Raw genomic sequence first — 26831 nt, 5'->3', positions numbered from 1 at the left:
GAAGTCCCGGTCGAGAGGGCCGGGGAGCGGGGGCATGAGGTTGCCGGGTACTGGGCCCAAGTCCCGTACCAAGAAACAGGGTTCAAGCTCAGACGCACGGCACGGGCTGCCCCTGGATCGGCCGAAGGGCCCGTGGAGCGCCCGACTCGATGCGGGCGGAGCAAAAAGCGGCACGCAGAAGACGGGCGGGCCGGACTCTCCTCCGGAGCCTGCGACCTCGCCGACCTCCCCCGCGTTCAGCTCGACGAGGGTTCCGTCCGAGAAGACGGTCACCACGGTGACGGCATCCACGGTGACGGCATCCACGGATCCCACCGCAGTAACGGTCCTCGCGGAGACGGAGACGGCCCCTACGGCGTCGGCCTCAGCGGCGTCGGCCTCGGCGGGTTCGGCAACGCCTACGGCAACCGCCTCCTCAAGTGCGGCCTTCGTGGCGGCAGACCCCAGCGCGACGACTGCCGCGACGACCACTGCAACGGTCACCGCGACGACCGCCGCGACGACCGCCGAAGCGTCAGCCTTCGCGTCCGCGCGGCCGGTGCGGCTGTCGGGCCCATGTCCACCACCCCGATGTCGTGTTCGGCTTCCATGACGACCCCTTCGGACTACTGCCGCGAGGACGTACGGCGCTGCTCGCGCCTCCTCCAGCGCCCGAGGCAGCAGCAGTCCGACCGCCACCACCGCCTGCCACCACCCGTCGAAGGGAAAGGGCGCTCCTCGGGTCGTCGCTCTCTCCCGAGGCTCGGCATCCGTCCGCCCCAGGGTCGTCGCTCCCCCTCGGTCGCTTCCCCTCGGTCGCCCGCCGTCGGATCGGACCGGCACGGCGCTCGCCGTTGAACCCGACCGTCACAGAGCGGGTCGCTGCTGGGCCGCCGGCAGCACTCCGCCCGCGACGGCCCGCTGACGGGGAGCGGCGGAACCCGTCCAGCACGTGCCGCGGCGGGAGATGAGCCGCCGCAGCCACAGTTCCGTGGAGACGAGGTCTGCCAGGCCGTCGAGCGGGAGCTGTTCGCCCTGCGACGCGGCACGGAGGGCCTTGCGTACGACCCTGGCCTCCACCAGTCCGGCTTCGGCGAGGAGCGGTGCGTCGAAAAGCTCGAGGAGGTCGGCTGCCGCGGTGCGCAGTCCGGCCCGTACGGACGCGGTCTGGGCGGCGTGCGAGGGGGCGCCCCAGCCCGCGGGCAGGTCGTGCACGCCTGCGCCTTTCAGTACGGCCCGGAGCACCGACGCCCGCGCGCCCGGTTTCACCCGCAGGGACTCCGGCAGGTCGCGGCAGGCCCGTACGACTTGGTTGTCGTAGAAGGGGGCGTGGAGCCGCTGGTTGCGGATTTCGGCGGCCTGTTCGAGCACGCGGTAGTCGGCGGCCTGCCGTGCGAGGGCAGCGCGGGCACGCCGCTCCCCGGGACGCTCAACTGTGGGCCGGTGCCGGGCCGCGGCCTCCAGCCGCAGGGACACCTCGGCGAGCGTCTCACCGGTGAGCCACCGCGCCGCGGGCCCCGGACGGCACCAGGTGAGTGCGGCCACGGATGCTCCGACCGCGCCCTCGCTGCTGTATCCGCCCGGAACGTCGGCGGCGCCGAGGTCGGCAAAACCTTTCCCCTCGCCGTTGCCCGTGCCCTTGTCCGAACTCCGTTTCGTCCCCGCCCCGTTGGCGGTGAAGCCGCCGGTGCGCAGCCGTACGGCGGTCTCCGTGATGCCGTCGCGGTACTGCGTACGGGCGAGGCGGCGCGCAGCGCGGTAGACGGTCCAGGGCACGAGCACCGAGCGTCCGGGCGGTACGTCCTCCGCCCGCGCCAACGCCGCTACGGGGCGCAGCAGATGACGGCGTCTGCGGTCCATCAGCAGGTCGGCGAGGCGGGCTGGGTGTGCGTCCATGACGGGGCGGGCGCCGAACCCGACGAAGTGGTCGGAGCTGCCTGCCGCCAGGCGCTGCCGGTGCCTGTCCGCGACGACGAGCGACGGGCCCGGCTCGTCGGTGAGGGGGCCTTCCAACTCGGTGTAGGGCAGGGCCTCTTCCGATGCCGCGACGACGAGGTGGTGCAGTCGCGGGCTCTCCGCCATGGTGCGTGCGCGTTCCAGTTCGGCGGCGGCGGAAGCGGCACGGCTCGTCAGGTCGTTGAAGGTCACCGCGAGGAGCCGCTCACCGGCTTCCGCGCCGAGGGTGCCGTGCACGGTGCCGGGCATCCCCGGCAGGCCGGACGCGAGCAGGGCGAGGGTGCCGGAGGCGGGGCCGCCGGAGAGGTCGGCGCCGACTCCGGGTGCGGGCCCGCCGCGTGCCGCGCGCCGGTCGGCGGGGCCCATGCCGGGTACGGGGCCGGGATCGCGGTCCTCCATGCCGGGGGCGACGTAGCCGTAGCTGCTGTCGCCGTACCCGCCCTCGCTGTAACTGCCGCCGCCCGTACGACCGTTGGCGTGCGGCCCGGCGCCGCCGCGGCCCCGCCCGCCGCCGGTCCCCTCCGGGCCCGCGTCGCGTCCGTACGCGTCGCCGCCGTACGCGCCGCGGTCATACCCGCTGTCGTCGTACGCGCCGAACGCCGTGCCGTCGTGGGCACTTGAGCCGTACGGACCGCCGCCGGGGTCGCCGGCGCTCCGACTGCTTCTGTGTGAGGGGTCGCTGTAAGCCGGGTCCCTGTAGATCGGGTCGCTGTGGATCGGGTCGCTGTACACAGGGTCGCCGTAGGCGCCGTAGCCGTGATCGCCGCGCGGGTGCGTCCCGTTGCCGTGGGCGGCCCCTTCATACGCGTCATACGCGTCATACGCGGCACCGCCGGAACCGCCGGGCGCCGAATCCCCGTACGCGGAGGTCCCGTACCCGGACGTCCCGTACCCGGAGGTCCCGTACGCCGCGCCGTCGAAGTCCCGGTGCGCGTCCCGGCCGGGGCGGCCCTCCCATGCGTCCCGCTCGCGTTCGTGTCCGCCGTGCCCCTCCCGGCTGTCCTGCGGCTGCCGGGCCCTTCCGTACCCCTGGCCGTTCTCCGACGCGTGCCGGGGTGCCGACAGCCGTGCCCGCACCGCTTCGACGAGCGCGTCCCGTACGGCCGCGACCGCGTCGTCCGGATCGACGGGTGGGGGTGCGGAGACGACGAGGGAGGCGGAGGGTTCGTAGCTCGTGACCTCGCGGCTGCCGCCTTCGCGGAGGATCAGGGCGTGCCCGGGCAGAACGCGCCGCACGCCTTCGTACGGCGTGCCCTCGCCGAGCGCTTCGGGCGAGTCGGGGCAGGCCAGCAGCGCGCCGAGGTGGCCGATGTCGAGCTGGGCCTCGATGAGGTCGGCGAGCGGGAGGGCCGCCGTCGCGTAGGCGGTGCCGCCGTCCCACGGCGTGTGGAAGACGGGGCGGACGCCGGCCAGGTCGGAGGTGATGGTGAGCCGCCGCCCGACGGATGCCACGGCCGTGTAACTGCCGGGCCAGGCCGTCAGATGGCGGTAGGCACCGCCGCGGGCGGCGGACAGGCCGAGGCGCAGTTGCTCGTCGCTCGCGCCGCAACAGCCGAAGACGGCAAGGCGGTTGCCGTCGGCCTGCACGATGCGGACTTCGTCGGGACGCCAGTCACCGACCGCCCAGAGAGGGTCGGGTTCGTTCCACAGCAGCTGGGCGCCGACCGGTTGCAGCATGCCGGGGGTGACGCTGCCGCCTCCCGGCGAGGCGCTGCTCCATCCCACCAACCATCGCATCGCCGCCCGCCTCCGCTGCCTGAATGACGCTTCTAGTGAGCGTGCCGTCAGCTGCCCTGCGGCCATGTTGCCACGAGACGGGTGCACGAGAGGCGTGAAAGGGGCGCATATCTGGCCCAACGCGCTGTGTGTGAACGCGGGTTGCGCGGCTCGTGCGCCCGTTCGGACGGAAACGGCGGGGCTCCGCCCCGCCAGGCCGGAGGCGCCCATGGAGCCGCCGCCCGAACGCCGTCCGCGGCCCGTCAACCGCCTGGTTGAGGGCATATTCCGCTGGCGTCGGCTCCCGGCAACCCACAGATGACCGATGTTATTCGGCCAAGTATGCGCGGGGCGCGCGGCGTTGGCACCGGCCCACCGTCCAGGCCCGGGTCCGCCCCCGGGCCCTACGCCCCGTGTTCGCCCCGCGCCCGCCGGAGCCCGGCACGGCCTCCTGCCGCACGCGGCGCGAAGCCCTCCGAACCCCCCCGAATCCGCACGGGAGATGAGAGGGGCGCGAGCACAGAAGTGCCGGAGGACGCGCGGAGACGACGACGGCCCGGGAGGCTTCTCCAACCTCCCGGGCCGGACCGTCCGCCCGCGGGGAACGGGGCGGCGGTTTCCCCCAGCCCACTGGTCCAGTACAGCGGGCCGACCCACGCACCACTCAGTGAACAACCCGCCCCGGGGCCCGCACAGGCGCATGCACGGGCGCACAGCCACACGCCGGGAGCACGAACTGAGTACCGTTATCCGACGTTTTTCCGCACACGTTTTCGGCCGACGGCCTTGTGCCGTAAGGGGGTTGGCACGTGACGGACGCACGTACACGCGGACAGTCACGAACCGGTGCGCCCCGGCCGTCGTCCGCGCCGACGTCCTGCCCGCCGCACAGGCCCTCCGCGGCGATCGTGCACGTACACGAATCCCGCCATCCGAGCCGGTGCCCCTTAACGGTAGGGATGCGGCGAACTACGCTAAGTCCCCAGTGCTTCCCGCGCCGTGCAGGGCCCAGGGAGGCATCCCGCGCCTCTCGCGCGGGCAGGAGGTGCCTCACATCCCGGTCGGCACCGGGGCGTGGGGCGGCCGTCGGTGTGTCAGGGGTGTGCGCGCATGTCCAGGGAGCCACGCGGGCCGAACGAGAAACTCGGCACCGTTCTCGCCCTCGCAGGAATCAGCAACGCCGGACTCGCCCGCAGGGTCAACGACTTGGGAGCGCAGCGTGGTCTGACGCTGCGCTACGACAAGACGTCGGTCGCCCGCTGGGTCTCCAAGGGGATGGTCCCGCAAGGGGCGGCGCCCCATCTCATCGCCGCGGCGATCGGCAGCAAGCTCGGCCGTCCCGTCCCGCTCCACGAGATCGGCCTGGCGGACGCGGACCCGGCCCCCGAAGTCGGCCTGGCCTTCCCGCGGGACGTGGGCGCGGCGGTCAAGGCGGCCACCGACCTCTACCGGCTGGATCTGCACGGCGGACGGCGCGGCGGCGGCGGGATCTGGCAGTCGCTGGCGGGGTCGTTCGCGGTGAGCGCCTACGCGACGCCCGCGTCGCGCTGGCTCATAACTCCCGCGGACAGCACGGTGGCGCGCGACCCGGGTACCGCGGCCGGCAGCTCCTCCGCGGGGAGCGGTTCGCCGGACACCGCGACAGGCGGCCAGGGCGCCCAGGGCGAGGCGGAGGCCCCGGCCCCGCCGCTGCGCGTCGGCCACGCCGACGTGGCGAAGCTCCGCGAGGCCGCGGAGGAGGCACGCCGCTGGGACTCCAAGTACGGCGGCGGCGACTGGCGTTCGTCGATGGTGCCCGAGTGCCTGCGGGTGGACGCCGCCCCGCTGCTGCTCGGTGCGTACACGGACGAAGTGGGCCGCTCCCTCTTCGGCGCCACGTCCGAACTGACGCGCCTCGCGGGGTGGATGGCCTTCGACACGGGCCAGCAGGAAGCGGCCCAGCGCTACTACATCCAGGCCCTGCGGCTGGCCAGGGCGGCGGCGGACGTGCCGCTCGGCGGGTACGTGCTGGCCTCGATGTCCTTGCAGGCGACCTACCGCGGCTTCGCCGACGAAGGCGTCGACCTCGCGCAGGCCGCCGTGGAACGCAACCGCGGTCTGGCCACCGCGCGCACGATGAGCTTCTTCCGCCTCGTCGAGGCCCGCGCCCACGCCAAGGCCAACGACTCCCACGCGTGCGGCGCGGCGCTCTCCGACGCGGAGAGCTGGCTGGAGCGCGCCCGCGAGGGCGACGCCGACCCGTCGTGGCTCGACTTCTACTCCTACGACCGGCTCGCGGCGGACGCGGCGGAGTGCTACCGCGACCTGAAGGCCCCGCGCCAGGTGCGCCGCTTCACGGAGAAGGCGCTCTCCAAGCCGACGGAGGAGTTCGTACGCTCGCACGGCCTGCGGCTCGTCGTCTCCGCCGTCGCCGAACTGGAGTCGGGGAACCTGGACGCGGCCTGCGCGGCCGGAGCGCGCGCCGTCGAGGTGGCCGGACGCATCTCGTCCGCTCGTACGACCGAGTATGTGCGGGATCTGCTGAACCGCCTGGAGCCGTACGGCGACGAGCCCCAGGTCGTCGAGTTGCGCGAGCAGGCCCGTCCGCTGCTGGCGGCACCGGCGTGACGCAGCGGCGGACCGCGCGAGCACGGCGCGGCGCTGCACGGGCGCGGCCGCAGCGCACGCCAGGCCCGCCGGATACCGCGCGGGGACGGCGGGGACGACGCGAGGACGGCGGGGGAACGCGCCGGCACGGCGGGCGGAGGCTCAGGCTGCCGTCCCGCCCTCGCGGGCCCGGCCTTCGCGGCCCACGTGGCCCGCAGCGCCCGTGCGACATCCGTGACCTGCACCGCCCGCCTGCGCGGCCTTCGCCGCCCGCGTGACCCGCGCCGCAGCACGCTGTCGGTGGTGAGGTCCATGATGGAGGGCGTGCCCAACGACGCCGACGCCCCGGCCGCATACTCGCCGGCCGACGCTCCGGCCACCGTTGCGGGCGACGCCAGGAGCGGTTCTGCGCGTCCCTCCGCAGACCGGTCCGGAGCGGGAGCCCGCCGGGCGCACGCGGCCCCTCCGCCGCTCCCGGCGCACAGCACCACAGGCACCACCAGCGAGACCAGCACCACCAGCGAGACCACGGGAAGGGCCTCACCAGTGCCGACGTCCTCCGGCAGCCCCCCGACCGGCCGCTCCGCCGAGCGCTTCGACTGCGACGTCCTGATCGTCGGCGGCGGCATCGTCGGGCTGTCCACGGCCTACGCCGTCACCCGCGCCGCCCCCGGCACCCGCGTCGTCGTGCTGGAGAAGGAGCCCGGCCCGGCCCGCCACCAGACGGGACGGAACAGCGGGGTCATCCACAGCGGCATCTACTACCGCCCCGGATCGCTCAAGGCGCGGTTCGCGGTGCGCGGCGCCGCCGAGATGACCGAGTTCTGCGCGCGTCACGGCATCCCCCACGAGGTCACCGGCAAGCTGATCGTGGCCACGGAGCGCGACGAGCTGCCCCGGCTGCACGCCCTCATCCAGCGCGGCAGGCAGAACGGCATTCCGGTTCGGGAGCTGGGGCCGGCCCAGCTCTCTGAACGCGAGCCGCACGTACGGGGTCTGGCCGCCATCCACGTCGGCACGACAGGGGTGTGCGACTTCGGCGCCGTCACGCGCCGGCTGGCTCGACTCGCGGAGGAGGGCGGCGCCGTCGTGCGGTACGGCGCCGAGGTCACGGCCGTCGACCGGCGCCTGGGGAGGGGCGTGGCCGTCCGCGTCCGCGGCGGCGGACCCGCGCGATCCGCCTCCCCGGCCGGCGCTTCCCCATCGGAATCCCGTTCCGGCGCCTCCCGTTCCGGGGCACCTTCGGGCGGCTCCCGTCCCGGCGTCCGTGCGGAGACGGCGCCCGGTGACGGCACGGTCGTGCGCGCCCGCGTGATGGTCAACTGCGCGGGCCTGTACTGCGACAGGCTGGCGCGGCTGACGGGGGACGACCCGCCGGCGCGCATCCTCCCGTTCCGCGGCGAGTACTTCGAACTGCGCCGCGAGCGTGAGGATCTGGTGCGCGGCCTCGTCTACCCGGTGCCCGACCCCGCGTTCCCCTTCCTCGGCGTCCACCTCACCCGCGGCGTCGACGGGGGCGTGCACATCGGCCCGAACGCCGTACCTGCGCTGGCCGTCGAGGGATACGACTGGCTGACGGTTCGCCCGCGCGAGCTGGCGGGGGTGCTCGCCCATCCCGGCACGTGGCACGTCGCCCGGCGCCACTGGCGTTACGGGGCAGGGGAGTTGCACCGGTCGCTGTCGAAGCGGGCCTTCACCGGGGCGGTACGGCGGCTGCTGCCGGAGGTCGCCGAAGCGGACCTCGTACCGTCCCCCGCGGGTGTACGGGCACAAGCGGTGCTGCACGACGGGACGCTCGTCGACGACTTCCTCATCACGGAAGGGCAGCACGCCGTCCACGTCCTCAACGCGCCCTCCCCCGCTGCGACGGCCTCGCTGCCGATCGGCCGGGAGATCGCGGGGCGGGCGCTGGCGGCGCTCGAGTCGCTGCGCCCGGCGGCGCGCACCGCGGCCGCCGCACGCGACCCCCACTGAGAGGCGCCGCCGGTGCGCGGCAGCCGTCCCCCGCCACGTTCCCGGCCCTGTCGGCGGCGCCCGTAGAGTGGAAGCACTGTGTCTGAGAAACCTGCCATGTTCCCCGACGGCACCGGCCCCTCCGCGGACCCGGCCGGTTCGCACCACGAACGGCGCATCCGCAGCTTCCAGCCCCGCCGCAGCCGCGTCACCCCAGGGCAGCGGGCCGCGCTGCGACGGCTGTGGCCGCGCTGGGGCTTCGAGATCGACGGGCTGCGGCGGCTGGACCTGGACGAACTGTTCGCGGAGGACGAGCAGGAGGCGTCCGGCCCCGGGCAGCCGGACCGTCCGGCCGAACGCCCCGTCGTGCTGGAGATCGGGTTCGGCATGGGGGAGGCGACCGCGGACATGGCCGCCGCCGATCCGGGGACGCGCGTCCTCGCCGTGGACGTGCACACCCCCGGCCAGGGCAACTTGCTGCGCCTCGCGGACGAACGCGGGCTGGCCAACGTCCGCGTGGGGAACGGGGACGCGATCATCCTGCTCCGCGAGATGCTCGCGCCCGGCTCCCTCTCCGGGCTGCGGGTCTACTTCCCCGACCCGTGGCCGAAGAAGCGGCACCACAAGCGGCGTCTGATCCAGCCGGAGTTCCTCGACCTCGCCGCGGAACCGCTCCGTTCAGGCGCGCTCGTCCACTGCGCGACGGACTGGGAGCCCTACGCCGAGCAGATGCTCGATGTGCTCTCGGGCCATCCGGCGTACGAGAACACGCAGCCCGACGGGGGGTTCGCCCCGCGGCCCGACGTCCGCCCCCTCACCCGTTTCGAGGAAGCCGGGCTGACGAAGGGCCACAAGGTCCGCGACCTGCTGTTCCGCCGCCGCTGACACGCTGACTTCCGCCCCGGCAAGCGCGGATGAAAAGCCGCCGCTGCAACCGCTGTTGACGCCCCCGCCGACCGCGGGATCGCGTCGGCCGGGCCCCGCCTCGGCGAGGCCCGGCCGACGGGCCTGCTGCCCGTCCCGCACCAACGGTGCGGGTCGGATCAGACGGTGCCGTAGGACGTGTCGTCGATCCCCTCGACCTCGATGCGCTCCTTGCGGACCTGGCCGTGCACGGTCTCCTGCTCGACGTGCTCCTCCGTGACGAGCCGGATCCGCTCCACGGGAACGGTCTCGGTCTCCACGACCGGACGCTCGTCGTGCAGGACGACCTCGTAGGCGTCCTCCGTGATCGCCGGGCCGCTCAGCGCGTCGTCCCTGTTGGCCTCGCTGATCGGCTCGCGTTCGATGCGCACCTCCTCGTGGCGCACCGGCACGGTCTGCTCGACGTCCTCGGTCACGACGTACTTGCGCAGCCGCGCGCGGCCCGTCTCGTAGCGCTCGGTGCCCACGCGCAGACGCTCCTCGGAACGCGTCATGGCGTCCTGGGCGCTGCCCATGCCGTAGCCCGTCGCGCTTCCGGTTCCGGCACGTTCGCTGCCGTACGGCATCGCGCCGGTGGACGTGGCTCCGGCCGTGGACGCCGAGCTCTCCTCGCCGGCCGCCGACCCGGCTGCCGCCGTGGATCCCGCTGCCGCCGTACCCGCACCGGCAGCGGTCCCCGCCGCGGTGCCGGCCGCGCCGGTGCCGCCTGCCGAGGTGTCCTCACCGCGGGACGGCATGGGCTCGTCCCAGTCGAAGCCGTAGAAGTTGTAGAGCTCCCGCTCCTGCTGCTCGGTGAGCCGCCCCTTCGAGACGTCCATGTGCGGGGCGTCCTTCACCTTGGTCTTCGGGACCGGCACCTCGAGGTAGTCGCCGACCACGCGGCCCTCGTGGATCGGTACGAACGTCTCCTGCGTACCGAACAGGCCCGTGCGGACCGTCGCCCACTCCGGCTCCCCCGTGCGCTCGTCGAGGAAGACGTGCCGGGCCTCACCGATCTTCTTGCCGTCCGCGTCGTAGATCATGTGGTCGACCACGGCGGGAATCTGCTCCTGGGAGATCATGAAGAGCCTCCTACTCCCAATGGCGTATCACTCCACTTCCAAGGCAAACGCCGTGCGGCACACCCCGCACCTCCCAGCCACACATCAGCGCGCAAATTGGGCCATATGAGTGAAAAACACCCTTCGAGGCTCTGAGTGGGGCTTGGTCCCCGGCGATCTCCGGCAATCCGGAACACCTGCCGCGAGCAGGCCTCCGCCTCGTTACTGTCGAGTGGTGGACGACGAGGCTTCCGGCGCGGCTGACGCGCCCACGTATGCGGAAGGCGCCGGTGCGGCCGACGGAGGCCGCGGCACCGGCGAGACCCCGGGGACGGAACCGAGGACGGGACCGGGGACGGGACCGGTCGGGGGCGCGGCCACGGGCGGGGACCAGGCCACGGGCGCCGGCCCCGGAGGGAGCGGTCCCTCATCCGACTCGTCCCGGAGATCCCAGCCTTCCCAGTCGTCACAGCCTTCCCAGTCGTCCCAGCAGTCTCTGCCGCCCCTGCCGTCGCGTCCGCCCCGGAGGCCGTCACAGACCGCGCCCGGGCAGGACCCGCTGGCACAGGGCCCCCTTTTTCCGCAAGCGGGGGCGGCGGCGCAACCGCGGGACGGCGGGCAGCCCCCGTCCCACATTGCGCAGCCCGCTCAGCAGGCCCCGTCCCACCCGTACCAGGAGCCGCACCCGCAGCCGGGACATCCGTACGGCGGACCGCCAGGACCCGCCGCGGGGTTCTCCCCGCCCCAGCAGCCCGCGCACCACCCTCCGCAGACGCATCTCGCCCCGGTGCCCGCCTACGCCCAGCAGCCGCAGTTCCCCGCGATGCCGGCCTCCCCCGAGGAGTGGCGCTACCACCCGCCCAAGGCCCCGTCCTGGTGGCACCGGCACCGGCGGACGCTGCGCGCTCTCGCCCTCGTCTCGCTCCTCGCCCTGTGCGGGCTGATCATCCTCGGGCTCGTCCGCGAGCAGACCGGCACCGTCGGCCTGCTCGTCGGCCTCGGCCTGGCCGTCCTGCCCGTGCCGCTTCTCGTCTCCGCGTTCCGGTGGATAGACGGCGTGGAGCCGACGCCGTGGCGCAACCACCTCTTCGCCTTCGCCTGGGGGGCCTGCGCGGCGACGCTCGTCGCGCTGCTCGCCAACAGCTTCGCCACGGACTGGCTCACCGGCGCCTCCATAGCGGACTCCGCCGGGCAGGCCGACGCCCTGGGCGCGACGGTCATCGCCCCCGTCGTGGAGGAGACGGCCAAGGGCACCGCCGTGCTGCTGCTCTTCTGCTTCCGCAGGCGCGACTTCGACGGGGTGACGTCCGGACTGGCCCTCGCGGGGATCACCGCCACCGGATTCGCCTTCACGGAGAACGTCCTCTACCTGGGCACCGCCTTCGGCGAGGACCAGATCCTCTCCCCCGACGGGCTGCACGAGTCCGTGACCGCGATGACGTTCTTCATCCGCATCGTCCTGGCCCCCTTCGCGCATCCGCTCTTCACGGCGCTCATCGGCATCGGTTTCGGCATCATCGCCGCCGTCCCCTCCATGCGCCGGGGGCTGAAACTCCCGCTCCCCCTCCTGGGATTGCTGACAGCCGTGCTGCTGCACGCCATCTGGAACGGCTCCGCGTCGCTGCCGGACTGGACGTTCGTCGCCGTCTACGCCCTCTTCATGATCCCGGTCTTCGTCACCCTCACGTGGCTGGCCGTCTGGTCGCGACGGCAGGAACTGCACACCATCCGCGACACCCTGCCCGCGTACGCGGCCGCGGGCTGGTTCGAGGAAGGCGAGCCCTGGGGCCTGTCGTCCATGCGGGCCCGGGCGCTGGCGCGTTCGACGGCGCGCCGTACGCACGGGACGGCCGCCGCCCGCACGGTCGCCGAGTACCAGCACTTCGCGACGTCGCTGGCGCTCCTGCGCGCCCGCGCCCAGCACGGCACGTCCCCGCCGGACTTCCACGCGCGCGAGCAGGAACTCCTCCACCACCTCTGGCAGCGCCACGCGCTCGCCGGCCCGGCCACGGCCTCGGCGGCGTTCAGCCTCAACCCGGCCTTGAACGGGAGGGGCTGGGGCCCGGGTCCAGGACCTGGCCCGGGACCGGGGCCAGGGCCAGGGCCAGGGCCGGGTGCTGGTGCCGGCCGCCCGAGTCCATACGCCGCTCCTCTGCAGTTCCCGGTGCGCTGAGCCCCCGGCGCCCCACCACCCGCGCCGATCCGGCCCCGGCCAGGCGGCGTCCGCCCGCACGCCCGGCCCTCCCCGGCATCGCCCGGACCACGCCCGTTCGGGACGGGGCATAGCCCGTACGGCGGCCGTCGGCGGGGCGGTGGGTCCAGGTCGTGGCAGCATCGGCACCGGCCCCACCACGCGACCGCGGAACACCCCCGAGCCGAGCGGGAAGTGCGAACCGACGATGCTGTCCCTGAGCGAAGCCCACCACGCCGCCCGCCGGTTCCTCGAAGGCGTCTACGTGGACGACTCGATGACGATCGTGATCCGGACGGACCTCACGGAGGACTACCCGTGGGCGTGGGCGGTCCGCTTCGACTCGCAGGAGCACATCGGCAGCGGCGACCCCGGCCGGGCGCCCTCCGTCAGCGTGGTCGTCGTCCCCAAGACCGGCGAGGTGCCCTACTTCCCCCCGAAGGACATGACGCCGGAGGAGTTCGCCGAGTACGCCTCGGCCATCCGGCCCACGGCACTGTGAGCCTTCCCCGCAGTGTCCTACGGCAGCGCGTATGCCACGGCCGCCCTCTGTCCCTCTTCGCGATCGCCGGGGGGTAGCAGCGGCTGAACGCTACGCGGCACGCACCACAGAGCCCAACATGTCTTACAGCAGGCCGAGTTGCCCCCGTAGAGCTACCGGGGCCCCACAGGGCCAACCGCCGCCGCGAACTAGGCTGACAGTATGACAAGTGTCTCCACTCTTCAGCCTGGCAGTGTCCACACCCGCGCCGAGATCTGCGCCGTTTTCGGGGGAAGCTCGCAAGGCGGAATTTGCCCTTCTGTAGAGACAAAACGCGTCATGCTCTTCTCTGATCCGAAAGTAGCGAAGAAGAACGGTTACCACCACGATGGCTGGCTGGCAGAAGAAGATGCACTCGGCCCGATATTCGAGTACACAGGGGCAGGACGCTCAGGCGACCAGGGGTTTGTCGGTCAAGGCGGCCCCACGGGGAACAAGGCCGTCCTCATTCACGCTCAGCAAGGCCGTACTCTCGAGGTATTTGTACGTGAGGGCACCGCTCCCAACTCGGAGGCTGCTACTCACCGATACCTAGGAACTTTCGCGGTAGACGAAGACCAGCCGTATGTACCACGGCAGGGCGCGGGAGCCGACGGCAAGATGCGAACCGCAATAGTCTTCCGCCTGCGCCCAATTGACGCCGTCGAAAAAACTGCTCGAGACGCAATAGTGCCAGCTTCGGATACCTTCGCTACGGAAGTTCCTCGCGCAGTCACAAGTGACATGCTGCAAACAGCAGTGAACAGCGGTGAATTCTTTGCCGCACCCGACATTAGAAGACAACACAATTCAGAAGCGCTCAGGGCTGCCGCACAAGGAAAACTTGTGCCCATGAGGGCGAGTAATGTCACAGAGTTTAAACGCGCAGCAGCCGTAGCAACAACTGTGCGTCGAGAAAAGGCCATTTTGATTGAGGAATATGTCAATCACCTTGAGTCAAATGGCCACATTGTCAATTGCTTGCAAATCACGATCAAGGGCAAGACTTCGATCTTGCGAACTGACTTCTTTGATTCGACAGAAAACGTTCTGTACGAAGCACAAGGAGCAAGTGACCGCGACTCAATAAGGCTCGCCCTAGCCCGCCTACTCGACTATCGGCGATACTCTGCAGATATCGCCAACCAAGATGGGCTCCCAGAATCTACCATTCTCCTACCTTCACACCCAGAAGACACTGACCTTCTGAAACTCTTGGAACACCACGAAGTCTCCCTCATCTATAGGTCACATGAGGGATTCATCAAAGCCGTGTGACCTTGTTAAGTTTCATCAACCACCAGAGCGCCTTCAAGCTCTGCTAGCCGCTGGGCCACTCTTGTGTGATCTTCCCGAGGAGGGTCTCCGAGCCAGCATATGGCACTAGATCGAGAGGGTCCATCCAGGCTTCTGAGAAATGCATATTCAGGTGAAGCAGCAAGGGCAAGAGGATGTCATCCTCAGAGGCATCAATGCGTATCAGCTTCGATCCCGGCACGGGTGTTCGCGTGATCTTCTTGCTCTGCTCATCCCACCATTGAAAATAGCCCTTCCCTAGAACCCAGACACTGTCAGGCCAATCATAGACCGGGCGAGAAGAACACCAATTCCAAAGGTGATCCCCAAGAGTCTCCAAATTTATGCTGTCGAATGCGACCACGATTCCACAAGTAGGAAAGTGCGAGAACGTTGCGCCGTAGGCGGTTATTTTTCGCTCGATCGGGCTCCGTATTCTCCGGTAGGCAGACTTCTCTAGGCTCCTGGCCCTACGCACCTTCTCGCAAGCATCAACCAATTGGTTGCCATTCAGAGTCGTCTTCACCTCGACTACGCCGTACACGCTTTCATTGGGGATTACCTGGTAGCCCTCAAGTGTGGTCAATGGCGGCGTTCCTCGATTGATGATGACTATGTCACATTGCGAGGAAACCTCCCCCGAGGCGGAGACAATTTCTGCATTCCGAACTGCCTTGACATGTCCGGGAAGGTAGGAGCGCAGAAAGTCATGAACTGTAACTTCTCGCGAAGTCCCGGCTTCACCGTTGTGCTCGAATACCGACGACTGTCTAAATTCTGCCCGCATTTTCTGCGCGACTGAACTTAGTATCCTTACAAGTTTCTCTTGTGACATCCGTAGATCCTAAGGTTTCTCGGGCGGTGATTCAGCGAAGGTGCGGGTCGCCCAACGCTTCGACCACCGCCGCCACCGCCGGCCGGTCCTGGTCGAGCCAGTCCACGTCGAAGGCCTCTTCAGGGGCGAGCCAGCGCAACTCGTCGTGGTCCTGCAGGGGTTGAGGTAGGCCCTTCAGCAACCGGGCCCGCCAGACGTGCAGCACCAGCCCCGGCGTGAGGGGCCACTCGCCCGCCACCCGGGCCACCGGCTCGACCTCGATCCCCAGCTCCTCACGGAGTTCACGCACGAGGGCCTCGTCCACCCGCTCCCCGGGCTCGACCTTGCCTCCCGGGAGCTCCCAGCGGCCGGCGAGTGCGGGCGGTGCCGTGCGCCTCGCCGCGAGCAGCCTGCCCTTGTCGCAGACCGCACCCCCGACGACCACGCGTCGCCCGTCCGTCCCGTCATCCATGGTCGACGAACCTAGGACACAAGGGCGTTCTCGCGGGCTCAACCGTCCAGTTCGCACCAGATCGTCTTGCCCGCGCGGTGTTGGACGACGCCCCAACGGTGCGTGAGGGCGTCGAGGAGGAGCAGCCCGCGGCCCGACTGCGCCTCCGTGCCGGGCGGCCGCGGGGCCGGCAGAGGGCCGGGCAGCGGGTCGGTGAGGGAGAGGCGGGGGCGGGGCCCGGCCATCGACGCATGCAGCGTGACCGGGGTGCCCGGGCCGACGTGGACGATGACGTTGGTGAGCAGTTCGCTGACGCAGAGCCGTGCCGTTCCGGCCGGCTCCGGCAGGCCCCACAGCTCGAACCAGGCGCCGACGCGGTGCCGTACCGGGGCGAGGGCCTCCGCCTCCGCGAGCAGCGGGATCGTCAGCGTGACGCAGCACCGGCGGGCGAGATGACCGCGGTTCTCCTCGGCCCGCAGCGCCGCGGCCGAGTCGTGGGCGGACGCGGGGGGCGGGGCCGGGTGCTCCGGCTGCGGTTCGGGGACCGAAGCCGACCGGGCCTCGTGCGGTGACGGGTGCATGGGACGCCTTTCCGTGCGCTGTGTGACGTTTCGCTCACAGCCTGGAAGAAGCGCGCGTAATGTGACAGGGAGTTACGTTCAGCTACGAACCGCGCTGAATCCGGAGGTCGTCAACTATGCCGCCACGCAAGGACGTCGACGCCGCGGCGAGCGTGCCCGCGTTCTACGGCGCCGAGTTGCGCTGGAAGCGGGAGCATGCCGGGCTGACGCTCCAGGAGCTGGCCGAAGGCTGCTTCTACAGCGTCGCCTTCCTGAGCCAGATCGAGATGGGCGACCGCCGGATGCCCCTCGACCTGGCACGCCACGCCGACCAAGTGCTCGGCACGGACGGCTTCTTCGAGCGTCGCTGCGGCGATGCCCGCAAGGCGCGCCGGGGCGGTCACGCCGAGTACTTCGCCGACGTCGTCGAGCAGGAGAAGCGCGCCCATACGATCGAGGAGTGGTCGCCGACGCTCCTCCCCGGGCTCTTGCAGACGGAGGCGTACGCGCGGGCCGTTGTGAGGGCGCAGTATCCGCTCGACCTCGCGGAGGACGTCGACCGGAAGGTGACTGCTCGCCTGGAGAGGGCAAGCCTCTTCGACGACCCCAGGACCCCGGAGTACTGGGTGATCCTTCACGAGTCGCTGCTCCGGCAGCCGATCATGGAAGCCGACGCCACTGCCGAACAACTCCGTCATATCGCGGAGTTGGCGCGCCGGGGCCGGATCATTACGCAAGTGCTTCCGCTGAACACCGGCGCGCACCCTTTCATGATCGGACCGGTGATGATGATGACCTTCGCCGACGCTCCGCCGCTGGCGTACACCGAGTCGCTGCACAGCGGTCAATCCATCGACGATGTGGCCCTCGTGGCGAAGTACACGAAGTCGTACGATCTGTTGAGGGCCGCCGCAGCACCGCCGAGGGCGTCCCTCACCATGCTCGAGGCCGCGGCAGAGGACTACGGACATGATCACTCGCGTTGACCTGAACGGCGCCGCTTGGCGCAAGAGCAGTTACAGCAACGGCGACGGCGGAAACTGCGTCGAGGTGGCCCACGGCGTGTCCGGTCACGTGCCCGTACGCGACAGCAAGCACAGTGGCGGCAGCAGCCCCGTCCTCGTCTTCCCCACGAACGGCTGGGGCGCATTCCTGACCGCCGTGAAAGACGGCCGGCTCTGACGTCGAGAGGACCGACCCGTGGACGAAGAACTGCTCGCACTGCTCTCCGAGCACAGGCTTGGCGTACTGGCGACGCTGAAGCGCGACGGGCGGCCTCAGCTGTCGAACGTCAACTACACGTATGACTCCGCACGCCGGCTGATCCGCGTCTCGGTGACGGCCGACCGGGCGAAGACCCGCAACCTGCTGCGCGACCCGCGCGCGAGCTTCTATGTCACCAGCCAGGACGGCTGGGCCTGGACGGTCGCCGAGGGCACCGCCGAGCTGACGGCCGTCGCCGCGGAGCCGGGCGACGACGCGGTCGAGGAACTGATCGACGTCTACCGGGCCGTCCAGGGCGAGCACCCCGACTGGGACGAGTACCGCGCGGCGATGATCTCCGATCGCCGCCAGGTCGTACGGCTCCGCGTCGAGCACGCTTACGGCCAGCCCCGGCGCTGACCCCGGAACCGGCATCCCCATCCCCTGAAGCGGACGGGAGCGTCACGACGCATCACGACGCATCCCTGTTCCCAGCTATTCAACTTTGACTAGAGTGACCCGGGTGAGCGAGAAGACGATCCCCATCCTTCCGTGCCGGACCATCCAGCCTGTTCTCGACTTCTACACCGCGATCGGCTTCGAGGTGACCTACCAGCAGAAGAGCCCGAACCCCTTCGCGGTCGTCGAGCGGGGCGGCATCGTGCTGCAGTTCTTCGGGATGAAGAAGTACGAGCCGGCCGAGTCGTTCAGCACCTGCTACGTCCTCACCGACGAGGTGGACGCGCTGCACGAGGCGTTCCGGGCCGGGCTGAAGGCGGCGTACGGGAAGATCCCGACCAGGGGGCTGCCCCGTATCGGGCCGCTGAAGGACATGTCGTACGGCGTCCGGCAGTTCCTCATGACGGACCCCGGCGGCAACTGCATCCGCATCGGGAAGAAGACGAGCGAGGACCAGAGCCACCGTCCGGCGCCGAAGGAGACCTTCGCGCGCGCCGTGCACAACGCGGCGCTCTTCGCGGACTCGCGCGACGACCCCCGGGGCGCGGCCAAGATCATCGACCGGGCGCTGGCACTCGACGGCGAGCACCCCACCCCCGTCCAGCTCATGCGCCTGCTCGTGATGCGCTCGGACGTCGCCGGACGGCTCGGCGACGACGCGACCGCAGCCCGGGCCCTGGAGGAGGCGGAGGCGGTCCCGCTCACGGACGAGGAGCGGGAGTCGGCCCGCGACGACCTGGCGCGGCTGCGCGAACTGCGGGACCAGGGCGCGTAGCCGCCGGTACGGGCAACGCCCTGCCGCCCCGGCCCCCCGTCGCCGCGGGGACCAGGGCCCAGCCGGGCCGCATCTGGTTCGGCTACGCGGACGCCGCCGTCAGCCGGTCGGCCTCCTCGGACGTCAACTCGACGTCGGCGAGGGCGAGTAGCGGCCTGAGCTGCTCCAGCGAGCGTGCGCTGGCGATCGGCGCGGTGACCGTCGGGCGGGTCAGCAGCCACGCCAGGGCCACGGTGGCGGGCTCGGCGCCGCGGGCAGCGGAGACGTCGTCGAGAGCGGCGAGGACGCGCCGCCCGCGCTCCGACTCCAGGTAGCCGGCCGCCCTCTCCGCGCGCGGGCTCCCTTCGGCCGCCGCGCCCGGACGGTACTTGCCGGTGAGGAAGCCCATCGCGAGCGCGAAGTACGGCATGACGGCGAGGCCGTGCGCGCCGGCGGCCTCGGCGGGAGCGCCCTCGTACGTGTCGCGGGACACGAGGTTGTAGTGCGGCTGAAGGGCGGTGTAGCGGGCGCAGCCCGACTGCTCGCTGAAGTCGAGGGAGGCGGCGAGGCGTTCGGGCGAGATGTTGGAGGCGCCGATCTCGCGGACCTTGCCGGCGCGCACCAACTCGTCGAGAGCGGTGATGATCTCGGAGACCTCGACGCTCTCGTCGTCGAAGTGCGTGTAGTACAGGTCGATGTGGTCGGTGCGCAGGCGGCGCAGTGAATCGTCCGCCGCCGCCTTGATGTTGGCAGCGGACAGGCCCTTGCGGTCCGGGTGCGCGCCGACCTTCGTGGCGACGACGACGTCGTCGCGGTTGCGGCGGAGGGACATCCAGTCGCCGATGACGGTCTCGGAGTCCATGCCGCCGCTCACACCGTGGCGGATTCCCGAGTAGACGTCCGCTGTGTCGACGAAGTTGCCGCCGGCGGCCGTGTAGGCGTCCAGCACGTCGCGGGAGGCGGCTTCGCCGGCCGTCCAGCCGAAGACGTTGCCGCCGAGACACAGCGGGGAGACGGAGAGGCCGCCGAGTGGGCGGCGCCGGGAGACGCCGGACGCCTGCGTACTCGCGGCTGCTCGGGCGTGCGCTCCGGAGCTGCCGCCGGTGCGGGCTCCGGGGTGGCTTCCCGCGTTCGGGGCGGATTCGCCGTTGCCAGGCTCGGCGTTGTCACGTTCGGCGTTGTCATGCTCGGCGTTGTCAGGCATGACCTCGACCGTAGCGCCGCCGCGCGGCCGCCCGCCCCGCACGGAGGCATGTGGCGGGAAAAGACCGACGACCCTGGTGTCGGGGGGTGGTCCACCAGGGCCGCCGGGGTATGTGAGGGGTTCGGAAGCCCCCGTCCGCCGCCGCCTCGTCCCCTCCTTGCTGCATGCCGGGGGGGCAGGGGCGAATCGTGCGTCGATCCAGCGCACCCCGGCGGTGCGAGGCGGCGGCGGCGCGGATGGTCTTCGGGACGGTACGCCCGGCGGAGCCGGAACGGAACCGGTGGAACCGGGGACGCCCGCCGTCACCTTGCGGGGCGGTCCACGGGTCCCGGGCCGGAGAGCGCGCCAGGTGCGTACGCCGGATGCGTCCGGTACGTCACGCGCCGGACGCCGCCTCCAGTACGTCGCGTAAGGCCGCCGCGGTCCGCGACCGGCCCGGCGGGAGGGCCCCCTGCCCGGCAGGGGGCGGGCAGGGCAGCCCGGCAGCGCTCCGCGGAGGAAGCAGCGGATGCGCCGCGTGAGCCGTCCGGGCCTGTGTCATCGCAGCACCGACCGTCAGATGCTGAGGCCCTTGCCCCTCAGCCAGGACAGCGGATCGATCGGGGAACCGCCCCCGGGCCGTACCTCCATGTGGAGGTGGGCGCCGGTGACGTTGCCGGTGGCGCCGACGCGTCCGATGGTGTCGCCGGCGGCGACCTTCTCGCCCGCCGAGACGCTCACGGACGACTGGTGGGCGAACCACACCTCGGTGCCGTCGTTGAGTTCGAGGATCGTGCGGTAGCCGTACGAGCCGGCCCAGCCGGCCTCCTTGATGGTGCCCGAGCCGACGGCCTTGATGGGCGTACCGGTGGAGGCGGCGAAGTCCTGGCCCGTGTGGTCGTTGCTCCACAGGCTGCCCGACTCGCCGAAGCTGGAGGTGAGTTGGGAGCCGGAGACGGGAAGAGCGAAGCTCTTGGCCAGCTTGGCGAGGCGGGCCTTCTCGGCCTTGCGCTTCTTCTCCGCCTCGGCCTTGGCCGCCTTGGCCTCGGCGGCCGCCGTGGCCTTCTTCGCCGCCGCTTCACGTGCGGAGGCGTCCGCCTGTGCCTGGGCCTGCTGTGCCTGGGCGAGGATGCGGGAGCGCAGTGCCTCGCCGGCGTCCGTACGGCCGGCCTTGGCGTCGTCCTCGGTGACCGCCGCCTGCGTCAGCGGCGAGCCCGCCACGGTCTCGTCGGAGTCTCCGCCGAAGAGGCTCGCGGCGGAGTCGGTGGCGGCGGAGACGTCCTGCATGGAGATGGCCGGCGGCCTCTCCTGCGCGGTGGCGATGCCGCCGGCGCCGACCGCCGCGATCATGCCCACGCCGAGGACCGCGCCGCTGCGGGCCATGCTGCCGCCGCGCTGCTTGACGACCTTGTGGCGCCCGCGGACGGGGCGCACCGAATCGGCGGTGGGGTTCCACTCCTCGCGGGGAGGCTCTTCGTCGTCACGGGCGGCGAAGAGGGAGGCCGGGACGGCGCTCGCGTCGAAGCGGGGTGCCGTGTCGCCGGCTGAGCCGCCCTCCGGCGCCCGGGCCTCGTCGGTGACAGCCGGCTGCTCGTACGTCTCGGTCAGCTGCGAGGCGTACGTGTCGAACTGGCCGGTCTGCGCGAGGTCGAACTGGCCGGTGTCGAACTGACCGGTCTGCGCGAGGTCGTACTGGCCGGTCTGCACCGCGTCGAGCTGACCGGTGTCGAACTGACCGGTCCGGACCGCGGCGAACTGACCGGTGTCGAAGTGACCCGTGGCGTACTGGCCGGTGTCGAACTGGCCGCCGTACGTGCCGTAGTCGTGCTGGGCGCCGAAGGAGTCGTGTACGGCGCCGTACGTGCCGGACTCGTCATCGTCCCGGTACGGGCCGTACGTGCCCTCGGGGGCATACCTGTTGGACGCCACGGGGGCGTTCTCCTTTCCTTCCTTCTCGCCTACCGGGTTAGCTGACGGGTTCGGAGCAGGAAGGTCTCCTACGAACTGCCCGCCCATGAACGGGACTTGTCGATTCACCCCATCCTCGCCTGGATGTCCGGCAAGGGTTGGTTCCCCGGTTCCTTTGGTGCATCTGTATCGAGTTGTGGCTCGCGGTGGTGCACTTTCAGGATTCGGCGACGGCGCACGGTGCCGTCTTTCGTGACGGCAGTGACGACCGCGCTGCGTTATCGAACGTTAATAGGCGCGCGGCTCGGATTCCAAGCGCTTCCGGCGGAATTTGTAGCGGCTTGACAGTCACCTACCGGACAGCCATGGCCAATCCAGACACATGCTCACCCGGAGCGGTGCGTGGCGTCGCTGCGAGTGACGGGTGAACCTGCGGTGAAAGACCGTCAGTTGAGGCTCTCGTCCGGAATGCTCCAGCCGCTCTCCTGCCGGGTTCGGGACACCGGCAGCCGGTCCCGGACGGGGGACCGGACCGCCAGCAGCGCCATGTCGTCCACCGACTCCCCGCCCGTGTGCGCTCGTACGTCCTTCAGCAGTGCGTCGAGCAACTCCTCGGGGCCGGGGAAGAAGCGTCCGGCGAGCCGCGCCTCGGGCTCGTAGAAGCGGCCGTGCCGGTCACGCGCCTCTGACAACCCGTCCGTGTACAGCAGCAGTTGGGCGCCGGAGGGGAAGGGCACCTCGTCGGCGCGGTCCGTCCGGCGGGCGAGGTCCGTCATGCCGAGAGGCAGAGCCGGTACGGAGGGCTCGACGTAGCGTGCGCCGCCGTCGGCGAGAAGCAGCGGCGGCGGATGCCCCCGGTTGACGACGCGCACCGACTCCCGTGCGGCGACGGGGATTTCGACGAGGACTGCCGTCGTGAAGCCTTCGTGGCCGTCGATGTCCCCGCGCTGTGCGGCCTCCCGCTCCAAGGCGCGGTCCAGGCGGCGGGCGACGCCCTCGAGGCTCCCCTCCTGCTCGGCGGCCTCCCGGAACGCACCGATCACCAGCACGACGGTGGTGACCGCGGCGGTTCCCTTGCCGCGCACGTCTCCGACGATGAGGCGGACGCCGTACGGCGTGCGCTGCGCCGCGTACAGGTCCCCGCCGATCCGGGCGTCGACTTGTGCGGCACGGTAGCGGGCCGCCAGGTCGAGTCCCCCGAGCCGGGAAGGCGGCGCCGGCAGTACGGCGAGCTGAGCCGCCTCGGCGATGTTGCGGGCCGACGCGAGGGCCGCCCCGCTGCGCCGGAGAAGCCTGTTGACGCCGACGGCGAGCAGGGCCACGACCGCGACGGTCGCCGTCTGGACCAGGACGTCCATGCTGCTGAAGTCCTCATCGTGCGACCGCACCAGCGCGACGCCCACCACAGAGGCGACGCCCGTGAGGACGGTGACGCGGGTCCGGGTGAACGGCGCGGCCACCAGCGGAGCGATGAGGAAGAGCGGCGATCCGGGCAGCCCGCTGTCGAAGACGGTGTTGAGCAGGACGCCGGAGAGGATCAGCAACGGCGGCAGCCAGAACGCCATCCGGCGGACGGCGCGCACCCCGCCCGTGCGCCTCTCCGGGACGGCCCGTCCTCCCCACCTGTCCACCGGGTCGAGGTTCCGCTGCGCGCTCCTCTCGGCCGTCTTCCGCCTCCGCTGCCTGCTCCGTGTCTCCGTCCAGGGCCTCACCGTCCCAATCTGTACGGTCCCGGAGTCCGCGGCCAGCGGAACCCCTCCCTCGGGCGGGCGGGCGGACGGGCGGACGGGCGGACGGGCGGACGGGCGGACGGGGCAGCGCACACCGTCGGGGCCCGGTCCCGGCGGCGCCGGTCGACGCGATTCTCCGACGCGGCTCGGCGGGCCGCGGGACGGTCCGGCAATCCCGACGGCGTCGTTTGCCGGTGCCCCAGAGGGGCACCGGGCGGTATGTCCTATTCACAGAAGCTCCTCGCCTGCGCGACCGCCGTCCGCTCGGTGCTCCCCGACCCGCAGCGGCCGGGGCGCGTGCTGTCCGCCGTCGACAAGATCGAGAAGGCCGACGTCCTCGATCCCGCCCTCATGAAGCTCCGGCAGGCTGTGAAGTCGCTTCCGATCGGGGAGGACCTGCGCGACGTCATGCACGGACGGTGGCTCGGCCACCCCGTCCACCCGCTTCTGGTGCAGGTCCCCGTCGGCACCTGGGTCTCCGCCGCCGTCCTCGACCTGGTGCCCGGCAAGCGGTACACGGCCGGGCTCCTCGTGGGCACCGGCCTCGTCGCCGCCCTGCCCGCCGCGGTGACCGGCTGGGTCGACTGGGCCGAGATGCGGAAACCGCAGATGCGGGTGGGCGTGGTGCACGCCGCCGCGAACAGCGTCGCGGTGGGCTGCTACGCCGCCTCGCTCTTCTCGCGGCTGCGCGGCCGGTCGATTCGCGGACGCGCCTGGGGATACGCGGGACTGGCGGCCGTGGGCGTGGGCGGCGCGCTCGGCGGTCACCTGGCTTACCGGCAGGCAGCGGCCGTCAACCACGCGGAGGACATCTCCGTACGGACGGAGCCCGGCTGGCACTCGCTCGGCGCGGCGTCGGACCTGCCCGTCGGCGAGGCCGTGCGGCGGCACGTGGGCGACGTACCGGTCGCGGTCGTACGGGAGAGCGGCGGCGCCGTGCACGTGCTCGCGGACCGGTGCAGCCACATGGCGGGCCCGCTCTCGGAGGGGAAGGTCAGCGACGGCTGCGTGACCTGCCCCTGGCACGGGAGCGTCTTCCGCCTCACCGACGGCTGGAACGTGAGCGGGCCCGCTACGTCGCCGCAGCCCGCCTTCGAGACGCGGAACGTCGACGGGCGCGTCGAGGCACGCCTGAACCAGTGATCCGCGGGACCACCCAGCCGCGGAACGGCAGCATCCATGCGCCGCGGAGCGGCCGGTGGTACCCGCACCCCTCCTCCGAGCGCCCGCACTCCGAGCCGGATGGCTCCGCGTACCCGAGACTGAGGGGAGCCGGAGCAAGCGGGCAGTGGTGCCCGGCGCCCGACGGAGGGACGAGGGAACGTGGGCACGGGCAGTGTGATCGCCGAACGGCAGGACCACGCGGGGCACGCACAGCGCGGCGGGCGTACGGCGTGGCTCCCCCGGTGGGTGCGTCTGCTGCCGCCGGGTCTGCTGCTGGTGGCGCTCGTGATGGAGCTGTCCGCACCGCCCCGCTACTCGTTCGCGTCGCTGCTCACCGCGGCCGTGGTGCTCGCGGCGCTGCTCTCACGCTCCCTGCTCACGGTGGTGCTCGGCTGCATGGCGGTCGCCCTGCTGGTGTCCATGCACGTGCTCGTGGAGGACGTCTACCCCGACGACATCACCGGGCCCGTGATCACCCTGGTGCTGGTGACCGGTTTCGCCACAGCGCTGGCCCGGGTCCTCGAACGCACCACTCTGCAGCTCGTCCAGGTGCAGGCCGTCGCCGAGGCCACCCAGCGCGCCCTGCTGCGCCCCCTCCCCGACTCGCTGGGGCCCGTACGCCTCGCCGGCGTCTACCGCGCCGCCGACGAAGCGGCCCTCATCGGCGGCGACTTCTACAGCGCGCGGAAGACACCGCACGGCGTACGCGTGATCGTCGGCGACGTACGCGGCAAGGGCATCGGCGCGACCGAGTCGGTGGCCACGATCACCTCCGCGTTCCGCGAGGCCGCCACGTCCAGCCCGAGCCTCCAGGGGGTCGCCGAGCGGATCGAGAGCGCGATGGCCATGGACCGGCTGGACCTCGAGTCCGGCGGTTCACTGGCCGGGAACGGCCCGGGCGGGACTCCGTCAGGGCTGGCGGGAGAGCTGTTCGCGACGGCCGTGCTGCTGGAGTTCGCCCCGGACGGCGGCCTGCTGCGGGTGCTGGACCGCGGCCATCCGCCGATGTGCCTGATCCGCGCGGACGGCGGTGTCACCCGCCTCGACCCCGGGCCGGACTACGCGCTGCCCCTCGGCTACGCCGACCTCGCCCCCGCCGCGGACCCGGAGCCGAAGGAGTACCGCCTGGCCGAAGGGGACACCCTCGTGGCCTACTCCGACGGCGTCACGGAAGCCCGCAGCAGCCGCGGCGGCTTCTATCCGCTGGAGCAGCGGCTGGCGGAGCGCTACGGCGGTGCGGACGGCGCCGGCGCGGGGGCGGCGGCCGTCGAACCCGCGGAGGTCGTGGGCTTCGTCAGCCGGGACGTCACCCGCTGGGCCGACGCCGTCAACGACGACATGGTGGTCGTCGTCATGCAGTACCGGCCGCGGGGCGGCGAAACGCGACCGCCCGGGCACGGCGCCGGATGACGGCCGTGCCCGGGCGGTCGGTGTGCTGCGCCCCTCCGCGCCGGGTGATCCTCGGCGCCGGGGTGGTCCTCGGCGCCGGGACGACCCCCGACGCCGGGACGGTGCCGGTCAGTCCCGCTCGGCGCCCTTGGGAAGCTGACGCAGGTCGAGCTTGGCGGTCTTCTGCTCGAAGGCCCAGTCGAGCATCTTCTTCGCGTCGGGGTAGCGCTCGCCGCTGTTGAGGATCGCGCCGACCACGGAGCGGTCGCCCTTCGTCGCGGCGAAGACGAGGCAGGGCCCGGCCTTGGTGCCCGTGCCGGTCTTGATGCCGATGACGCCCTTGTACGAGCCGAGCAGCTGGTTCGTGTTGTACCAGGTGTACGTGCGGCCGTTGGTCGCCTTCTGCTTCGTCGACGTCGACTTCGCGACCTTGCGGATGTTGGTGCTGCCCAGCGAGTACTTGCCGAGCTTCGCCATGTCGCGCGCGGTGGAGTAGTTCTTCCCCTTCTTCGAGATGCCGTCGAAGGAGTCGAACTCCGTGTTCTTCATGCCCAGTTGACGAGCCTTCGCGTTCATCTTGGCGATGAAGGAACTCGTCCGCGCGGACGTGGTGCTCCCGGTGCCCACCGCGTCGGCCAGCGCGTACGCCGCGTCGCAGCCGGAGGGGAGCAGCAGGCCGTACAGCAGCTGCCGGAGGCTGAGCTTGTCACCGGTCCGCAGGTCGGCGGTGCTGCCGCCCCACTTCGCGACGTAGTCGCGGTAGGCCTGCTTGACGGTCACCTTCCGGTCCAGGTCGATGCCCTTGGTGCTCACCACGACGGCGGCGGTCATGACCTTGGTGGTGCTGGCCATCTGGCGCTTGGTGTCGGCGCCCTTGCCCCACATCTCCTCACCGGACGAACTGTCCAGCAGGAACGCGCCCTTGGCCTTCACGCCGGAGGGACCGGCGGCCTGTGCCGGTACGACAAAGGGCCCGGCGGCCAGGACGGCTCCGGCCACCACCCCGGCAGCACCCAGCCGGCGGGCCCTTTTCGATACACGAATCAACTCAACGC

Annotated in this window: 20 protein-coding genes, 1 pseudogene and 1 riboswitch; of the genes and pseudogenes, 12 read left to right on the top strand and 9 right to left on the bottom strand. The window is 71.5% G+C overall.

The window, feature by feature from the left end:
* Positions 1–846: 846 nt before the first annotated feature.
* Positions 847–3672 carry an asparagine synthase-related protein gene (locus H181DRAFT_RS29865; protein WP_254666772.1) on the bottom strand — a complete coding sequence of 942 codons (2826 nt, stop codon included), beginning with the start codon at positions 3670–3672 and terminating at the stop codon, positions 847–849.
* Positions 3673–4761: 1089 nt separating this feature from the next.
* Between H181DRAFT_RS29865 and H181DRAFT_RS10095 the strand changes: the two genes are divergently transcribed.
* The 3 genes from H181DRAFT_RS10095 to trmB all read left to right on the top strand — a co-directional run bounded on the left by H181DRAFT_RS10095 (position 4762) and on the right by trmB (position 9075).
* Complete coding sequence (locus H181DRAFT_RS10095) at positions 4762–6258, top strand: NsdA family TPR-like regulatory protein (protein ID WP_045863901.1); 1497 nt, start codon at positions 4762–4764, stop codon at positions 6256–6258.
* A gap of 291 nt (positions 6259–6549) precedes the next feature.
* Positions 6550–8211, top strand: coding sequence for an L-2-hydroxyglutarate oxidase (locus H181DRAFT_RS10090; protein WP_254666784.1), 1662 nt, complete (start codon positions 6550–6552; stop codon positions 8209–8211).
* 96 nt (positions 8212–8307) lie between these two features.
* Entirely contained in the window at positions 8308–9075 is a 768-nt protein-coding gene (gene trmB, locus H181DRAFT_RS10085) for a tRNA (guanosine(46)-N7)-methyltransferase TrmB (protein ID WP_078895627.1), read from the top strand.
* Positions 9076–9233: 158 nt separating this feature from the next.
* Here the strand turns inward: trmB and H181DRAFT_RS10080 are convergent, their stop codons facing one another.
* Positions 9234–10175 (bottom strand): DUF2382 domain-containing protein, encoded by a 942-nt coding sequence (locus H181DRAFT_RS10080; RefSeq protein ID WP_045863899.1) that lies wholly within the window; start codon positions 10173–10175, stop codon positions 9234–9236.
* 802 nt (positions 10176–10977) lie between these two features.
* Between H181DRAFT_RS10080 and H181DRAFT_RS10075 the strand changes: the two genes are divergently transcribed.
* The 3 genes from H181DRAFT_RS10075 to H181DRAFT_RS29150 all read left to right on the top strand — a co-directional run bounded on the left by H181DRAFT_RS10075 (position 10978) and on the right by H181DRAFT_RS29150 (position 14143).
* Positions 10978–12327 (top strand): PrsW family intramembrane metalloprotease, encoded by a 1350-nt coding sequence (locus H181DRAFT_RS10075; RefSeq protein ID WP_078895638.1) that lies wholly within the window; start codon positions 10978–10980, stop codon positions 12325–12327.
* A 226-nt stretch (positions 12328–12553) separates the two neighbouring features.
* Positions 12554–12847, top strand: a complete 294-nt coding sequence (locus H181DRAFT_RS10070; protein ID WP_052708535.1) for a YrhB domain-containing protein — start codon at positions 12554–12556, stop codon at positions 12845–12847.
* A 201-nt stretch (positions 12848–13048) separates the two neighbouring features.
* Positions 13049–14143, top strand: a complete 1095-nt coding sequence (locus H181DRAFT_RS29150) for an SRA domain-containing endonuclease (protein WP_139131694.1) — start codon at positions 13049–13051, stop codon at positions 14141–14143.
* Between the two features lie 43 nt (positions 14144–14186).
* Here H181DRAFT_RS29150 and H181DRAFT_RS29145 read toward each other — a convergent pair whose 3' ends face one another.
* Genes H181DRAFT_RS29145 through H181DRAFT_RS10060 form a run of 3 tightly spaced genes read right to left on the bottom strand, consistent with a single transcriptional unit; the run spans position 14187 to position 16007 of the window.
* Positions 14187–14996: a DUF6602 domain-containing protein gene (locus H181DRAFT_RS29145; RefSeq protein WP_139131693.1), complete on the bottom strand. Its 810-nt coding sequence runs from the start codon at positions 14994–14996 to the stop codon at positions 14187–14189.
* Between the two features lie 31 nt (positions 14997–15027).
* Positions 15028–15447, bottom strand: a complete 420-nt coding sequence (locus tag H181DRAFT_RS10065; protein WP_045863897.1) for a (deoxy)nucleoside triphosphate pyrophosphohydrolase — start codon at positions 15445–15447, stop codon at positions 15028–15030.
* 38 nt (positions 15448–15485) lie between these two features.
* Complete coding sequence (locus tag H181DRAFT_RS10060; protein ID WP_052708534.1) at positions 15486–16007, bottom strand: ATP-binding protein; 522 nt, start codon at positions 16005–16007, stop codon at positions 15486–15488.
* Positions 16008–16123: 116 nt separating this feature from the next.
* Here H181DRAFT_RS10060 and H181DRAFT_RS10055 point away from each other — a divergent pair, with 116 nt between their 5' ends.
* The 4 genes from H181DRAFT_RS10055 (at position 16124) to H181DRAFT_RS10040 (ending at position 18423) form a co-directional block, all read left to right on the top strand.
* The gene (locus H181DRAFT_RS10055; RefSeq protein ID WP_045863896.1) at positions 16124–16972 is read left to right on the top strand and encodes a helix-turn-helix domain-containing protein; all 849 of its coding nucleotides are present in this window, start codon (positions 16124–16126) and stop codon (positions 16970–16972) included.
* Entirely contained in the window at positions 16956–17168 is a 213-nt protein-coding gene (locus H181DRAFT_RS29375; RefSeq protein WP_045863895.1) for a DUF397 domain-containing protein, read from the top strand. The genes H181DRAFT_RS10055 and H181DRAFT_RS29375 overlap by 17 nt, the downstream gene beginning before the upstream one ends.
* 18 nt (positions 17169–17186) lie before the next feature.
* Complete coding sequence (locus H181DRAFT_RS29370) at positions 17187–17609, top strand: PPOX class F420-dependent oxidoreductase (protein ID WP_045863894.1); 423 nt, start codon at positions 17187–17189, stop codon at positions 17607–17609.
* A gap of 103 nt (positions 17610–17712) precedes the next feature.
* Entirely contained in the window at positions 17713–18423 is a 711-nt protein-coding gene (locus H181DRAFT_RS10040) for a bleomycin resistance protein (RefSeq protein WP_045863893.1), read from the top strand.
* An 82-nt stretch (positions 18424–18505) separates the two neighbouring features.
* Here H181DRAFT_RS10040 and H181DRAFT_RS10035 read toward each other — a convergent pair whose 3' ends face one another.
* From H181DRAFT_RS10035 to H181DRAFT_RS10025, 3 genes and pseudogenes are all read right to left on the bottom strand, one after another.
* On the bottom strand, positions 18506–19606 hold the full coding sequence (locus H181DRAFT_RS10035; protein ID WP_078895626.1) for an aldo/keto reductase: 1101 nt from the start codon (positions 19604–19606) through the stop codon (positions 18506–18508).
* A 555-nt stretch (positions 19607–20161) separates the two neighbouring features.
* Positions 20162–21046, bottom strand: a pseudogene (locus H181DRAFT_RS29860) (M23 family metallopeptidase); the annotation flags it as partial.
* 480 nt (positions 21047–21526) lie between these two features.
* Positions 21527–21732: riboswitch (cyclic di-AMP (ydaO/yuaA leader) on the bottom strand.
* A 207-nt stretch (positions 21733–21939) separates the two neighbouring features.
* The gene (locus H181DRAFT_RS10025) at positions 21940–23124 is read right to left on the bottom strand and encodes a PP2C family protein-serine/threonine phosphatase (RefSeq protein ID WP_045863892.1); all 1185 of its coding nucleotides are present in this window, start codon (positions 23122–23124) and stop codon (positions 21940–21942) included.
* A 318-nt stretch (positions 23125–23442) separates the two neighbouring features.
* On the opposite strand from H181DRAFT_RS10025, the gene H181DRAFT_RS10020 reads away from it, so the two are divergent.
* Positions 23443–24366 (top strand): Rieske (2Fe-2S) protein, encoded by a 924-nt coding sequence (locus tag H181DRAFT_RS10020; RefSeq protein ID WP_045863891.1) that lies wholly within the window; start codon positions 23443–23445, stop codon positions 24364–24366.
* 180 nt (positions 24367–24546) lie between these two features.
* On the top strand, positions 24547–25797 hold the full coding sequence (locus H181DRAFT_RS10015; RefSeq protein WP_052708530.1) for a PP2C family protein-serine/threonine phosphatase: 1251 nt from the start codon (positions 24547–24549) through the stop codon (positions 25795–25797).
* 108 nt (positions 25798–25905) lie between these two features.
* On the opposite strand, the gene H181DRAFT_RS10010 is transcribed toward H181DRAFT_RS10015, so the two are convergent.
* Positions 25906–26820 (bottom strand): D-alanyl-D-alanine carboxypeptidase family protein, encoded by a 915-nt coding sequence (locus H181DRAFT_RS10010; protein ID WP_045864022.1) that lies wholly within the window; start codon positions 26818–26820, stop codon positions 25906–25908.
* Positions 26821–26831 lie beyond the last annotated feature (11 nt).

The organism is Streptomyces sp. WMMB 714 (assembly GCF_900090125.1).
Lineage (GTDB): Bacteria > Actinomycetota > Actinomycetes > Streptomycetales > Streptomycetaceae > Streptomyces > Streptomyces daqingensis.
The sequence above is the reverse complement of the archived record's forward strand: the minus strand, read 5'-3'. Positions and strand labels throughout refer to the sequence as shown.

What these genes read in the sequence shown, in the direction of transcription:
- H181DRAFT_RS29865 (WP_254666772.1), bottom strand. Translation starts at nt 3,672, where the DNA reads ATGCGATGGTTGGTGGGATGGAGCAGCGCCTCGCCGGGAGGCGGCAGC.
- H181DRAFT_RS10095 (WP_045863901.1), top strand. Translation starts at nt 4,762, where the DNA reads ATGTCCAGGGAGCCACGCGGGCCGAACGAGAAACTCGGCACCGTTCTC.
- H181DRAFT_RS10090 (WP_254666784.1), top strand. Translation starts at nt 6,550, where the DNA reads ATGATGGAGGGCGTGCCCAACGACGCCGACGCCCCGGCCGCATACTCG.
- trmB (WP_078895627.1), top strand. Translation starts at nt 8,308, where the DNA reads ATGTTCCCCGACGGCACCGGCCCCTCCGCGGACCCGGCCGGTTCGCAC.
- H181DRAFT_RS10080 (WP_045863899.1), bottom strand. Translation starts at nt 10,175, where the DNA reads ATGATCTCCCAGGAGCAGATTCCCGCCGTGGTCGACCACATGATCTAC.
- H181DRAFT_RS10075 (WP_078895638.1), top strand. Translation starts at nt 10,978, where the DNA reads ATGCCGGCCTCCCCCGAGGAGTGGCGCTACCACCCGCCCAAGGCCCCG.
- H181DRAFT_RS10070 (WP_052708535.1), top strand. Translation starts at nt 12,554, where the DNA reads ATGCTGTCCCTGAGCGAAGCCCACCACGCCGCCCGCCGGTTCCTCGAA.
- H181DRAFT_RS29150 (WP_139131694.1), top strand. Translation starts at nt 13,049, where the DNA reads ATGACAAGTGTCTCCACTCTTCAGCCTGGCAGTGTCCACACCCGCGCC.
- H181DRAFT_RS29145 (WP_139131693.1), bottom strand. Translation starts at nt 14,996, where the DNA reads ATGTCACAAGAGAAACTTGTAAGGATACTAAGTTCAGTCGCGCAGAAA.
- H181DRAFT_RS10065 (WP_045863897.1), bottom strand. Translation starts at nt 15,447, where the DNA reads ATGGATGACGGGACGGACGGGCGACGCGTGGTCGTCGGGGGTGCGGTC.
- H181DRAFT_RS10060 (WP_052708534.1), bottom strand. Translation starts at nt 16,007, where the DNA reads ATGCACCCGTCACCGCACGAGGCCCGGTCGGCTTCGGTCCCCGAACCG.
- H181DRAFT_RS10055 (WP_045863896.1), top strand. Translation starts at nt 16,124, where the DNA reads ATGCCGCCACGCAAGGACGTCGACGCCGCGGCGAGCGTGCCCGCGTTC.
- H181DRAFT_RS29375 (WP_045863895.1), top strand. Translation starts at nt 16,956, where the DNA reads ATGATCACTCGCGTTGACCTGAACGGCGCCGCTTGGCGCAAGAGCAGT.
- H181DRAFT_RS10035 (WP_078895626.1), bottom strand. Translation starts at nt 19,606, where the DNA reads ATGCCTGACAACGCCGAGCATGACAACGCCGAACGTGACAACGCCGAG.
- H181DRAFT_RS10020 (WP_045863891.1), top strand. Translation starts at nt 23,443, where the DNA reads ATGTCCTATTCACAGAAGCTCCTCGCCTGCGCGACCGCCGTCCGCTCG.